We start from the raw sequence: 11,758 nt of genomic DNA on the forward strand, positions 1-11,758 counted from the left end.
GCCCCGGCGACCGCGGTCTAGCCTCGTCCCACGGGCCGGCTCGGGCTGGACCGTGCCCAGCCGACTGCCGTCCAGGGAGCCCCGCGATGTCGAGCCACCGGATCTTCTCGACCAGCTTTGCCACCATCTACGCGCTCTACGTGGCCAAGGTCGAGCGCAAGGGTCACAGCCGGGAGGAGGTCGACCAGGTCATCTCCTGGCTCACGGGCTACGACACCGCCGGACTCGCCTCCGTCCTGGCGGGCGATGTCGACATGGAGGCCTTCTTCGCGCAGGCCCCGGCCTTCACCCCGGACGCCCATCTCATCACGGGGGTGATCTGCGGGATCCGGGTGGAGGAGGTCGAGGACCCGCTCATGCAGAAGATCAGGTACCTGGACAAGCTGGTCGACGAGGTCGCTCGTGGCAAGAAGATGACCTCGATCCTGCGCGGCAGCTGAGGTGGCGTCCCTGCCCCCGGATCGCGACCGCTGCTCCACCCCGGCCCGGGAGCCCGCTGGATCACTCCTGGGGCGCACCGCCGGCCGGATTCGGCCCCGGGCCCTGCCGTGCCCGACAATGGGCGCGGCGGGAGGAGACGCATGACCGTAGCGGCGTTGTACGTGGCGGCTGCTTTCGTCGGTGGCCTCGCCGCGGTGCGGCTGCGCCTGCCACCGCTGGTCGGGTTCCTCGTCGCCGGCTTCGCCCTGGGCGCTGCCGGCGCCCCCGAGCTCCCCTACCTGTCCACGATCGCCGACCTCGGCGTCGTGCTGCTGCTCTTCACCATCGGCCTCAAGCTCGACCCGCGCTTCCTGCTGCGGCGCGAGGTCTGGCTGACGACGACGGTCCACCTGGTCTTCAGCGTGGCGATCGCCGTCGGCTTCCTCGGTCTGCTCGCCGTCTTCGGCGCGGCGCTCGTGGCCGGGGAGTCCTGGGGCGCGCTGGCGCTCATCGGCTTCGCCCTGTCCTTCTCCTCCACCGTCTTCGTGGTCAAGGTGCTGGAGGAACGCTCGGACGCGCGCAGCCTGTACGGGCGGATCGCGGTGGGCGTGCTCATCGTCCAGGACGTCGCGGCGGTCGCGTTCATGAGCCTGGCAGGAGGCTCCTCGCCGAGCCCCTGGGCGTTCGCCCTGGTCCTGCTCGTGCCGGGCGCGTGGGTGCTGCACCGGATCTGGAACCTGGTGGGGCACGGTGAGCTGCAGGCGCTCTTCGGCGTGATGGTCGCCATGGGTCTGGGCTACGCGCTCTTCGAGGCGGTGGGCATCTCCGGGGAGGTCGGGGCGCTGGTGGTCGGCATGTTGCTGGCCCGGCACCCGCACGCAGGAGAGCTCTCGCGGTCCCTGATGACCTTCAAGGACCTCATGCTCGTGGGGTTCTTCCTCGAGATCGGCCTGCACGGGCTGCCCACCTCGGCCCAGCTGGGGATCGCCGTCGTGCTGCTGGCCATGCTTCCCCTGCAGGTCGCCGGGTACGCCGTCCTGCTGTGGATGATGCGTCTGCGCCGGCGCACCGCCTTCCTCGCCGGCCTGGCCCTGGCCAACTACTCCGAGTTCGGCATCATCGTCGCCGCCGTCACCGCGAGCAACGGGCTGCTGGGCGAGGACTGGGTCGTGATCATCGCCCTCACCGTCGCACTGAGCTTCGTGCTCTCCGCGATCGTCAACCGGCGAGGCGTCGAGATCGCGACGCGGCTCGTCCCGCTCCTGCCGCACCACGGAAACGCCATGCTCCATCCCGACGACCGACTCGTGGACATCGGGGAGGCCGATGCCGTGGTGCTCGGGCTGGGACGGGTCGGTGCGACCACCTACCGACGCCTGCGCGACGACTACGGGTACCGCGTCGTCGGCGTCGAGCACGACGAGCTGCGCATCGCCGAGCTCGAGGCGCACGGCTTCGAGACCTTCCGTGCCGATGCCACCGACCTGGAGTTCTGGAACCGCGTCGAGCGCGCGGGGAGCGTCCGGGTCGCTGTGCTCGCGATGCCGTTCCACAAGGCGAACCTCATCGCGCTCGCCCGGCTCAAGGCTGCCGGCTTCACCGGCCAGGTCGCCGCAGTCGCGCGCTACGACGACGACGTCGCCGAGCTGCGTCGGCACGGCGCCGACGCCGTGTTCCACCTGTACGGCTCGGCCGGTGCAGCCCTCGCCGACCACGCGGCGGAGTTCCTCGTGGGCGGGACGCCGGCACCCGAGGAGGATCCGACGGCGCCCTGACCCGATCCCGCTCACCGGTGACCGGCGAGCCGGGACCGTCTCAGCAGAGGGGCCGAGGAGCCCCCGCCCGACCGTCAACGGGGGCCTCGGCCGGCCAGGGTTCTACCGGGACGCGCGGATCGTCCCTCAGCAGGGTGCCGATCCAGGCGTCGTACCGGACGCCGCGCGCCGTCGCATGCCCGCGCACGGTGCCCTCGACGCGGAATCCCGCGCGCCAGGCGACCCGACGCGAGGGCCAGTTGCCCACGAAGGCCGACCAGGACACCCGGTCGAGGGCGAGCCCGTCCGGTGCGAAGGCGTGGTCCAGGACCAGGCCGGCCGCCCGGCCGACGAGACCACGACCGCGCGCCCACGGAGCGACCCAGTAGCCGATCTCGCCGGAACCGACGCTGATCTCGTGCAGGCCGATCATCCCCGAGATCCGGTGCTCGGTCCCGGACTCACGGATCGCCCAGGTGGCACTGGTGCCGTCCGCCCAGCCCGTGGGGACCGTCGCCCGCACGAAGGCCTCCGCGTGCTCGGTCCGGTACGGGTCCGGGACCGTGGTCCACCTCGCGACCTCGGGGTCCTGGCAGGCGCGGGTGATCGCGGGGACGTCGGCGTCGACGGGGAGGGTGAGGGACACGACGGCGTCGCCGAGCTCGACGATCTTCATGGCGGCGACGATACCGACGACGGGCGGTCGAGTACCGGCAGGACCCCCGCTGGTCCAGGTGACGTCGCGGGGACGCGGCGCCCGCCGCCGCGCACGGCGGCGGGGTGCGGCGGACCGCACCCCGCCGACCACACCGTCAGCCGACGAGCAGCTCCTCCGCCGCGCCGACGGAGTAGCCGTGCGCCTCGGCGACGGCGATGTTGAGCAGCACGCCCTCGTGGGTGGTCAGGCCGCTCGCGAGAGCCGGGTCCGCCGCGAGGGCCGCCCGCCATCCCCTGCCGGCGAGCGCGCTGAGGTAGGGCAGCGTGGCGTTGGTGAGCGCAGCGGTCGAGGTGGACGGGACGGCTCCCGGCATGTTCGCGACGCAGTAGAACGTCGAGTCGAACACCCGGAAGGTCGGCTCGGCGTGGGTCGTCGGGCGGGTGTCCTCGAAGCAGCCGCCCTGGTCGACGGCGATGTCCACGAGCACCGAGCCGGGCTTCATCCGGGAGACCAGCTCGTGGGAGACGAGCGTGGGGGCCTTGGCGCCCGTGACCAGCACGGCGCCGATGACGAGGTCGGCTGCGAGCACCTCCTGCTCGACGGCGTAGGCGCTCGAGGCCAGGGTGCGGACCCGGCCGCCGTAGGCGGCGTCGAGCTCACGCAGCCGCGGAAGCGAGATGTCGAGGATCGTCACGTCCGCGCGCAGCCCGACGGCGATGTCCGCCGCGTGCCTGCCCGCGACGCCGCCGCCCAGGACGACGACCTTGGCAGGGGCGACGCCGGGGACACCACCGGGGAGCAGTCCGCGACCGCCCTCGCTGCGCATCAGGTGGTACGCCCCGACCTGCGGAGCCAGGCGACCCGCCACCTCGCTCATCGGGGCGAGCAGGGGAAGGGAACCGTCGGCGAGCTGCACGGTCTCGTACGCCACGGAGGTGGTCCCGGCAGCCAGCAGGGCGTCGGTGCAGGCCCGGTCGGCCGCGAGGTGCAGGTAGGTGAAGAGCACCTGGTCCCGGCGCAGCAGTCCGTACTCGGCCGCGATCGGCTCCTTGACCTTGCAGACGAGCTCGCTGGCCCACACCTCCTCCGCAGTGGCGACGATGCGCGCACCCGCGCCGACGTACTCCTCGTCGGTGATCGCCGAACCCACCCCGGCTCCCGCCTGCACGACGACGTCATGGCCCTCGGCCGTGAGGCGGTGGACACCGGCGGGAGTGAGGGCGACGCGGTACTCGTGAACCTTGCGCTCCGTGGGGATGCCGATCTGCATGGGGGTCTCCGGTGGGACGTGCGTGTGTGGTGGACCTCACAAGTCTGAACGAAAGTGTGTTTCGATAGCGTAAAACGGCAGAAGATTCTCTATGGTAGCGAGATGACGATCACATCAACGGGCCGCGGTTCCTCGGAACCGGTTTCGCCGAAGATCCTTCGGCGTCCCGTCCTGGACGAGGTCGACCGCGAGATCCTGCGGATCCTGCGCGCTGACGCCAGGACGCCCAACAACGCGCTCGCCGCGCAGGTCGGCATCGCGCCCTCCACCTGCCTGACCCGCGTGAAGGCGCTGCGCGAGTCCGGGGTGATCCGCGGCTTCCACGCGGACATCGACCCGGCCGCGCTCGGGCACAACCTCCAGGCGATGATCGCCGTGCGCGTGCAGGCGACCTCGCGGGCCAACCTCGAGCCGATCGCGCAGCACATCGCGCGACGGCCGGAGGTCCTCGACCTGTACTTCGTCGCCGGTGCCGACGACTTCCTCGTGCACGTGGCGGCCCGGGACACCGAGGCGCTGCGCGCCTTCGTCGTCGACCAGCTCTCGGCCAGGCCGGAGGTCTCCTACACCGAGACCAGCCTCATCTTCGAGCACATCCCGGCGGCGATGACCGCCCCTCCCGTCCCGCCCCGGCCGGCCAGGGCAGGCGCTGCCCGATGAGCCGCCCGGGATCCGCGCTGCGCTCGCTGCGCCGGCGGCTGTTCGACGGGCTGCTCGGAGTGCCCGTCCTGTACATCCTCGGCGGCGCGGCCGCCGGTGCGCTGATGGCCCCTCTTGCCGCCCTGGTGCAGGGGGTGCCCGACATGGCCACGGTGGAGATCGCGCGTCGGGTCCTGCCGACGATCGGCGGCGCGACGTTGTCCCTCGCGGGGTTCGTCCTGACGATCACGACGCTCGCGCTGCAGTTCGGGGCCAGTACCTACGCCCCCCGTCTCGTGGACCGCCTGCGCAGGGACCCGCTGCTGCGGCACACCCTCGGCACCTCCCTCGGGACCTTCACCTACTCGGTCGTCGTGCTGCTGGTGCTGCGCAGCGCGAGCTCGACGGCCGCGGCACTGGCGGCGGTCGTCGCCGTCGCCGGGTCGACCGCGACGGTCCTGCTGTTCATCGCCCTGCTCGAACGCCTCATCGGCTCGCTGCGACCCGGTCGGGTGCTCGCCCAGCTGACCTCCGCGGCCCTCGGGCTCGCCGAGACCGCCTACCCCGAGGAGAACGACGGCGGGGAGGCCGAGGACGGTCCCGGCGAGCTTCCCGACGTCGCCGTCGTCGACCAGGACGCGCTGGGCGCCACCGGGACGGTCCGTCGGGTCGGGCCCAGCGGGCACCTCCTGGACGTGCACGTGCCGACGATCGTCGACGCCGCCCGCCGAGACGGCGCCCTCGTGCTCCTCACCCTCCCCGTCGGGACGTTCCTGCAGAGGGAGGAGGTGGTCGCCGTGGTCCAGGACGGCGGGACGGGGCGACCGCGGCCCGTGGACGGCGAGCTCGAGGCGTGCGTCCTGGACGCCCTCGAGGTCGGTGACGAACGCACGGCGGAGGCCGACCCGTCCTTCCCGCTCCGCCTCGTGGTCGACGCGGGCCTGCGCGCGCTCTCCCCCGGGGTCAACGACCCGAGCACGGCGGCCCAGGCGGTCGAGCACGTCGAGCAGATCCTCCTCGTGCTCTCCCGTCGACGGCTCGGCACGCGCACCTTCCGCGACGCGGACGGGGTGCCGCGACTGCGGTTGCCGGCCCCGGGCTGGGATGCGCTCGTCGACCTCGGCTACACCGAGCTCCTGGCAGCGGGCGAGGATCCGCAGTCCCGGCGAGCGCTGGCCCGGAGCCTGGCAAGGCTCGGCACGCGGGTCGCTCCCCACCGCCGTCCCGCCGTCGAGCGACTCGCCGATCGAGCGGCCGGCTGAGGGTGCTCATCGAGCGGGGGCATCACCGAGCTCGCCGAGCTCGCCGAGCTCGGTGAGCGCCCGCAGCTCGCCGAGCTCACCCAGCGCACGCAGCAGGATCCGGTTGAACGCGATCGGTGCGTGCGAGTTCACGTCGTGCCCGGCCCCGGGCACCACGTGCAGCTGCGCGCCGGGCACCGCCCGGTGGAAGTGGCGCTCCTGGAGCCGCAAGGGGTCCCGGCTGCCGTTGACCAGCCATACCGGGAGCGAGAGGCGACGCAGGTCGTCCGCGCAGGAGTAGCCGTGCAGGGACTCGAGCATGTCGGCGACCACATGCCAGGTGCCGGTCGGCCGGAAGGTGTCGGCGATCCAGCTGGTGGTCCGGCGGTAGAGGTTCAGCGGCTTGCCGGCGGTCTCCGTCGAGCAGCCGGAGAGGACGACGCCCGCGAGCTTGCCCTGGTGCTCGGCCGCGTAGGCGAGCGAGGCGTACCCCCCGAGGGACAGTCCCACCAGCAAGGGAGGTGTGCCGAACTCGGCGACAGCCTCGTCGATGGTCTGCATCGCCCCGGGCAGGCTGAACCGTTCGAGGGTCCTGGAACCGTGCCCCGGCAGGTCGACGGCGAACGCCGGGTGCCCTGCCGTGCGCAGCGCCTCGACCTGGGGCTCCCAGATCGCGGAGCTGGTCCGGGTCCCGTGCACGAGGACGATCGGGATGATTACTCTCACCTCACAGGCCTGATCTCGGCGGAGGCCACCGCCGAGGACCGCCGGTCAGCCGGGGCGGCGTGCTCGCACGGACATGACCCGCGAGCGGTCTGCGGTCCTCTCTCGAAATCGTACGCCGGGGGGCCGGTCCCGGCAGGGACAGGAGGTCGGAGGCACCGGCAGGTCGATGTCCGGAACCGGAGTGCCGAGCGGTGCCGCGGCGGCCTAGGTTGACCGCATGGCCACCGACGCAACCGCCGCAGCCCGCACCGTCGGCAGCCCCGTCGGCGGCACGGCCACGGGACCGTCCGAGACCCTGGCGCTCGGCTCCCCCGCCCGCCGCGTCGTCCTCGCCTGCCGCGCGATGGTCGGTGCGGGCGGGCCCCTGCCGGCGCAGGCCCTTGCCGACCTGACCCTGACGAGCAGCCGACAGCTCGCTCGCGACTTCCGTTCGGTGATCGGGGTGACGGCGAGGGACTTCGGTGCGGCCGTCCGCACGGGCGAGGCCAGGACCCTGCTCCGTGACCTGGGTCAGGTCACCGAGGCGGTCTTCGCCGCCGGGTACTCGGTGCGGGGCTTCTACGAGGAGACCGGGCCGACCCTCGGCATGCCGCCACGCTCCTTCGCCGCGGGGGCCCCGTCCGAGCTGCTGCGGTGGACGACCGTCTCGACCGAGCTCGGCTGGGTCATCGCGGTCGCCGGCGACCTGGGCCTCGCCGATGTCCGGATCGGTCAGGAGCAGGACGCGCTCGTGGCCACGATCGCTGCCGAGTACCCGCGGGCGCGGCTGGTCCGGGCGGACGAGGATCTTGCTGCCGTCGCCGACGCGCTCCGGTCGTTGACCGCCGGCCGGCCCGGTGTGGCCGACCTCCCGCTCGACCTCCGAGGCACCGCCTTCCAGGCCACCGTGTGGTCAGCCCTTCGGCGGATCCCGGCCGGCCAGACGCGGACGTACACCGAGGTCGCGGCGGAGATCGGCTCCCCCCGCTCGGTACGTGCCGTCGCGAGGGCCTGTGCCACCAACCACCTCGCCCTGGTGGTCCCCTGCCACCGGGTGGTCCGCGCCGACGGGTCGTTGGGGGGCTACCAGTGGGGGCTGGAGGTCAAGGAGCGGCTGCTGGACCTCGAGCGGAGGGCCACGGGGTGACCGGTCGGTCGTGGATCCCCGGCTTCCTCCTGCTCGCGGTCATCTGGGGGTGCTCCTTCGCGTTCATCAAGGTCGGGCTGGAGGCGCTGACGGCGTTCCAGGTGGCCTCGGTGCGACTGGGGCTCGGCGCACTGACCCTCCTGGCGATCAGTGCCATGACGGGCACGCGGCTGCCACGAGGGAGCAGGACCTGGGGCCATCTGCTCGTCGTCGGCGCGTTGTCCTGCGCGATCCCGTTCACCCTGTTCGCCTACGGTGAGCAGCACCTGACCTCCGTGCTCGCAGGTCTCATCAACGCGGCCACTCCCCTGGCGACTCTCGCGGTGATCCTCGTCGCGTTCCCCGAGGAGCGTCCGACCCGTGACCGCGTGACGGGGATGCTCGTCGGGTTCCTCGGCGTGCTCACCCTCACCGGCGTCTGGGAGGGGTTCAGCAGCGGGGAGGCGCTCGGGGTGCTCGCCCTGATCGGTGCGATCAGCTGCTACGGGATCAGCTACCCCTACGCCAGGCGGTACCTCTCCAGCGGCGGGGAGAGCCCGATCGCCCTGGCCACCGGGCAGGTGCTTCTCGGCGCCCTGCTGACGCTGCCGATGCTCGCCTGGACGGGGACGGCCCTCGTGGCGCCGCTCACCCCCGCGGTGGTCCTGTCGATGATCGCGCTCGGCTCCCTCGGATCGGGAGTGGCCTACGTGCTGAACTTCCGGATCATCGCTGCGGTCGGCAGCAGCGTGGCGAGCACCGTGACCTACCTCACGCCGGTGGTGGCCACCCTGCTGGGGGTGCTCGTGCTGCACGAGCGGCTGCACTGGTTCGAGCCCGTCGGCGGTGCCGTGGTGATCCTGGGGATCGCCGTGAGCCAGGGCCGCCTGCGCATGCGACGCCGGGTTCCGGCGACTGCCGGCTGAGCGCCGCTCGGGTTCCCGCACGGGCGAACGCCGACCGCAGGGACGACGAAGGCCCCCGACCGGGGTCGGAGGCCTTCGTCGTTCGCTGTCTCAACGAGTGTCCGGAGGGGGACTTGAACCCCCACGCCCGTTAAGGGCACTAGCACCTCAAGCTAGCGCGTCTGCCATTTCGCCACCCGGACAGGTGAACCCGAGACGCCGTCGAGGCCGCCCCAAGTGCGGCAGTAAAGATAGCACGGCGCGGGAGTCGGTCGAGCCCACCGCGCTGCGGCAGACTGACCGGGACGAGGGGGACGAGCGACCGTCCGTGGTCCGACCCCGAGCTGCCGGACGGCCCCGAGGAGGAGGCACCACCCAGTGACCGATGACGCCACGACGCCGAGCACCGCGGAGCGGCAGACCTCCACGTCCGAGCGGCGCCCGTCCCCGCCGCGACGCGGAGCGGGGCAGGTCACCACCCCCCGGATCGCCGGATCCCGCCGGGCCGCCCTCCCCGAGCCCCACGAGTCGACGCCGAGCTGGCTGCGCACCCTCGCCGGCTGGTCCTGGCGCGCGCTGGTCATCCTCGTCGCCGTGGCACTGGTGTTCTGGGCGGTCTCCCAGGTGCTGCTGCTGTTCATCGCCCTCTTCCTCGCGATGGTGTTCACCTCCGTCCTGCGACCCGTCGTCGGCTTCCTCTCGAGGGCCATGCCGCGTGGTCTGGCCACCGCGTTGGCGATCATCCTGGGCTTCCTGTCCGTCGCCGGGCTGCTGACCTACGTCGGGCTGTCGGTGGCCGGGCAGTGGGCGAACCTCGGCGACCAGTTCAACGAGGGCATCTCGGCCCTGCTCGACCTGCTGAAGGCCAGTCCGCTGCACCTGACGATCACCGGTGAGGACGTCCAGCGCTGGCTCGTCCAGGCACAGGGCTGGGTCTCGCAGAACACCAGCACGATCGCGAGCCGCGCGCTGACCAGCGCAGGCTCCGTCGTGGAGGTGTTCACCGCCCTCGCGCTCGCGATCTTCTGCACGGTCTTCTTCCTCATCCGTGGGCAGGAGATGTGGGTCTGGTTCCTCAACCAGCTGCCGAGCCGGATGCGTCCCGGCTGGTTCACCGGCGGTGGCGTCGCCTGGGAGACCTTCTCCGGCTACACGCGGGGCATCTTCCTCGTCGCAGCCTCGGACGGCGCCCTTGCCGCCATCGCCCTGGTCGCCCTGGGGGTTCCGCTCGCTGCCCCGCTGGCCGTGCTGGTCTTCGTCGGCGCGTTCATCCCCCTTGTCGGCGCACCGCTGGCGATGGTGGTCGCGATGATCGTCGCCCTGGCGGCGAACGGTGTGATCAACGCGATCCTCGTCGGCCTGACGATCGCCCTCATCGGTCAGATCGAGGGTCACCTGCTCCAGCCGCTGGTCATGGGCCGTCAGGTCTCGCTGCACCCGGTGACCGTCGCCCTCGCGGTGACGGCCGGCACGCTCGTCGCCGGGATCCTCGGGGCGGTCATCTCGGTTCCGCTCGTCGCGGTGGCCTGGGCGGTGTTCTCCCGGCTGCGGACGATCGAGCCGCCGACGGTGAGCCTCGAGCCCCCCGCCCTTGCAGAACCAGAGGAGCAGGAGACGGCCTGATCGCACGGCCCTCGTCTCAGCGGAAGTCCCGGGAGGCCGTGGGCACCCGCAGGGACAACGGCGCCAGGTGCTCCGCGAGCAGGTTCGTCGCCCCGTCGGCCCGCTCGAGCCGACCGCGGACCACGAGCGCCGCCGAGGACCGCGCGACCGTGCGGAAGCGCTGCCACAGCCCCGCGCTGCAGATGATGTTGAGCAGGCCCGTCTCGTCCTCGACGGACAGGAAGGTCACGCCCTGAGCCGTTCCGGGACGTTGGCGGTGGGTGACCACCCCGGCCACCGCGACCCGGCGGCCGACCTCGTGCCGGAAGGCCTGCGCCACCGTGAGCACCCCGGCCGCTTCCAGCCCCTCGCGCACGAACTGCGTCGGGTAGGTGTCCACCGAGACCCCCGTGGCCCAGACGTCCGACCGTGCGATCTCGACCGCGTCCATCCCCGGGAGCATCGGCGCCTCGACGCCGACCGAGACCCCCGGGAGCGTGTCGGGGCCCTCCTGGGCCAGGGCACCTGCCGCCCACAGCGCCTCTCGCCGCTCGACCCCGAGCGAACCGAGCGCACCGGCCGTGGCCAGCGCCTCCAGCTGGGCGGTGCTCAACCTCACCCGACGCACCAGGTCCCGCAGATCGGCGAAGGGGCCGTGGGCCGTCCGCTCCGTCACGAGCGCGCGGGCGACGGGTTCCCCCATCCCCCGCACACCCACGAGCCCCATCCGGACCGCGAGCGTCGGGTCGACGTCGAGCACGACCTGGCCGGGACGCACCTCGTGACCCACGGGGCTGGGCGGGCGGAGCGGGCGGGACGGCACCGGGGGGTCGACGCGTTCGAGCCCGGAGTGCACGTCGGAGTGCTGGACGTCGGGTCGCAGCACGGTGACCTCGTGCCGACGCGCGTCGGCCACCAGGGACTGCGGGGAGTAGAAGCCCATCGGCTGGGCCGCCAGCAGCCCGGCGTAGAAGGCAGCCGGGTGGTGCACCTTGAGCCAGGCGCTCGCATAGACGAGGTACGCGAAGGAGTAGGCGTGCGACTCGGGGAAACCGAAGTCGGCGAAGGCCTTGAGCTTGTCGAAGATCTGCTCGCCGACCTCCGGGCCGATGCCGCGCAGGGCCATCCCGTCCATGAGACGCGCGTGCAGGGCCTCCATCCGCTCGCTGGACCGTTTGGAGCCCATCGCCCTGCGCAGCTGGTCGGCCTCGGCCCCGGTGAACCCGGCCACGTCGATGGCCATCTGCATGAGCTGCTCCTGGAACAGCGGGACGCCCTTGGTCTTGGCGAGCGAGGGCTCGAGCAAGGGGTGCAGGTAGGTGACCGGTTCCCGACCCCGCACCCGGTTGATGTAGGGGTGCACCGAGCCGCCCTGGATGGGGCCGGGCCGGATGAGCGCGACCTCGACGACGATGTCGTAGAAGCACCGGGGCCGCAG

General features: G+C 72.4%; 11 protein-coding genes and 1 tRNA gene. 7 read left to right on the forward strand and 5 right to left on the reverse strand.

Features of this window, described 5'->3' with window-relative positions:
- The first annotated feature begins 86 nt into the window (after positions 1–86).
- Both ABWK99_RS00490 and ABWK99_RS00495 read left to right on the forward strand, forming a co-directional pair.
- Positions 87–440, forward strand: a complete 354-nt coding sequence (locus tag ABWK99_RS00490; RefSeq protein ID WP_372592725.1) for a DUF2200 domain-containing protein — start codon at positions 87–89, stop codon at positions 438–440.
- Positions 441–581: 141 nt separating this feature from the next.
- Entirely contained in the window at positions 582–2,195 is a 1,614-nt protein-coding gene (locus ABWK99_RS00495) for a cation:proton antiporter (RefSeq protein ID WP_372592726.1), read from the forward strand.
- 40 nt (positions 2,196–2,235) lie between these two features.
- On the opposite strand, the gene ABWK99_RS00500 is transcribed toward ABWK99_RS00495, so the two are convergent.
- Both ABWK99_RS00500 and ald read right to left on the reverse strand, forming a co-directional pair.
- On the reverse strand, positions 2,236–2,850 hold the full coding sequence (locus tag ABWK99_RS00500) for a GNAT family N-acetyltransferase (protein WP_372592727.1): 615 nt from the start codon (positions 2,848–2,850) through the stop codon (positions 2,236–2,238).
- Positions 2,851–2,986: 136 nt separating this feature from the next.
- Complete coding sequence (ald, locus tag ABWK99_RS00505) at positions 2,987–4,102, reverse strand: alanine dehydrogenase (RefSeq protein ID WP_372592728.1); 1,116 nt, start codon at positions 4,100–4,102, stop codon at positions 2,987–2,989.
- 102 nt (positions 4,103–4,204) lie between these two features.
- On the opposite strand from ald, the gene ABWK99_RS00510 reads away from it, so the two are divergent.
- Together ABWK99_RS00510 and ABWK99_RS00515 are read left to right on the forward strand one after the other, a co-directional pair.
- Positions 4,205–4,762 carry an Lrp/AsnC family transcriptional regulator gene (locus ABWK99_RS00510; protein WP_372592729.1) on the forward strand — a complete coding sequence of 186 codons (558 nt, stop codon included), beginning with the start codon at positions 4,205–4,207 and terminating at the stop codon, positions 4,760–4,762.
- Positions 4,759–6,003, forward strand: a complete 1,245-nt coding sequence (locus ABWK99_RS00515; protein ID WP_372592730.1) for a DUF2254 family protein — start codon at positions 4,759–4,761, stop codon at positions 6,001–6,003. The genes ABWK99_RS00510 and ABWK99_RS00515 overlap by 4 nt, the downstream gene beginning before the upstream one ends.
- Positions 6,004–6,009: 6 nt before the next feature.
- Here ABWK99_RS00515 and ABWK99_RS00520 read toward each other — a convergent pair whose 3' ends face one another.
- Positions 6,010–6,708 (reverse strand): alpha/beta fold hydrolase, encoded by a 699-nt coding sequence (locus tag ABWK99_RS00520; protein ID WP_372592731.1) that lies wholly within the window; start codon positions 6,706–6,708, stop codon positions 6,010–6,012.
- Positions 6,709–6,925: 217 nt separating this feature from the next.
- On the opposite strand from ABWK99_RS00520, the gene ABWK99_RS00525 reads away from it, so the two are divergent.
- Together ABWK99_RS00525 and ABWK99_RS00530 are read left to right on the forward strand one after the other, a co-directional pair.
- The gene (locus ABWK99_RS00525; protein WP_372592732.1) at positions 6,926–7,834 is read left to right on the forward strand and encodes a methylated-DNA--[protein]-cysteine S-methyltransferase; all 909 of its coding nucleotides are present in this window, start codon (positions 6,926–6,928) and stop codon (positions 7,832–7,834) included.
- Complete coding sequence (locus ABWK99_RS00530; protein WP_372592733.1) at positions 7,831–8,739, forward strand: DMT family transporter; 909 nt, start codon at positions 7,831–7,833, stop codon at positions 8,737–8,739. Before ABWK99_RS00525 ends, ABWK99_RS00530 begins: the two co-directional genes overlap by 4 nt.
- 98 nt (positions 8,740–8,837) lie before the next feature.
- Here the strand turns inward: ABWK99_RS00530 and ABWK99_RS00535 are convergent.
- Positions 8,838–8,921 (reverse strand) — tRNA-Leu (locus ABWK99_RS00535).
- 175 nt (positions 8,922–9,096) lie between these two features.
- On the opposite strand from ABWK99_RS00535, the gene ABWK99_RS00540 reads away from it, so the two are divergent.
- The gene (locus ABWK99_RS00540; RefSeq protein WP_372592734.1) at positions 9,097–10,341 is read left to right on the forward strand and encodes an AI-2E family transporter; all 1,245 of its coding nucleotides are present in this window, start codon (positions 9,097–9,099) and stop codon (positions 10,339–10,341) included.
- A gap of 16 nt (positions 10,342–10,357) precedes the next feature.
- Here the strand turns inward: ABWK99_RS00540 and ABWK99_RS00545 are convergent.
- A partial coding sequence (locus ABWK99_RS00545; RefSeq protein WP_372592735.1) for an OB-fold nucleic acid binding domain-containing protein occupies positions 10,358–11,758 on the reverse strand: 1,401 nt, incomplete at its 5' end.

The organism is Actinotalea sp., assembly GCF_041597215.1.
Lineage (GTDB): Bacteria > Actinomycetota > Actinomycetes > Actinomycetales > Cellulomonadaceae > Actinotalea.

Coding starts and splice junctions, on each gene's coding strand:
- ald (WP_372592728.1), bottom strand. CDS start 4,102: ATGCAGATCGGCATCCCCACGGAGCGCAAGGTTCACGAGTACCGCGTC.
- ABWK99_RS00515 (WP_372592730.1), top strand. CDS start 4,759: ATGAGCCGCCCGGGATCCGCGCTGCGCTCGCTGCGCCGGCGGCTGTTC.
- ABWK99_RS00525 (WP_372592732.1), top strand. CDS start 6,926: ATGGCCACCGACGCAACCGCCGCAGCCCGCACCGTCGGCAGCCCCGTC.
- ABWK99_RS00490 (WP_372592725.1), top strand. CDS start 87: ATGTCGAGCCACCGGATCTTCTCGACCAGCTTTGCCACCATCTACGCG.
- ABWK99_RS00510 (WP_372592729.1), top strand. CDS start 4,205: ATGACGATCACATCAACGGGCCGCGGTTCCTCGGAACCGGTTTCGCCG.
- ABWK99_RS00495 (WP_372592726.1), top strand. CDS start 582: ATGACCGTAGCGGCGTTGTACGTGGCGGCTGCTTTCGTCGGTGGCCTC.
- ABWK99_RS00500 (WP_372592727.1), bottom strand. CDS start 2,850: ATGAAGATCGTCGAGCTCGGCGACGCCGTCGTGTCCCTCACCCTCCCC.